Here is a 222-nt window from a genome sequence, read left to right as displayed (position 1 = left end):
CTGTTTGTCCCCCTGCGCACCGCGCCGCTGGTTCACGGGGAAAACGGCGTGGGCGAGGTGGAGCTTTCCCCGTCCGAAGCGCCCCGGGAAACGACCCTTGCGTGGGACGCGCTCTATAAGGCGGCAAAGGCCGCCAGGGGCGAGTTGCAGGTGATTGCCGTGGGGCCCCTGACCAATCTCGCCACCGCGCTGGGAAAGTATCCCGACTTGAAAACGCTGCTC

1 protein-coding gene is annotated in these 222 nt (G+C 66.2%); it reads left to right on the top strand.

Annotation, left to right across the window (positions count from 1 at the left end):
* On the top strand, nt 1-222 hold a 222-nt coding region (locus HJY11_RS14090; RefSeq protein WP_208076516.1), incomplete at both ends, for a nucleoside hydrolase.

The organism is Bittarella massiliensis (ex Durand et al. 2017) (assembly GCF_017566145.1).
GTDB classification, from domain to species: Bacteria; Bacillota; Clostridia; order Oscillospirales; family Ruminococcaceae; genus Bittarella; species Bittarella massiliensis_A.
Note: the sequence above shows the minus strand (reverse complement) of the source record. Positions and strands in the feature narration are given on the sequence as shown.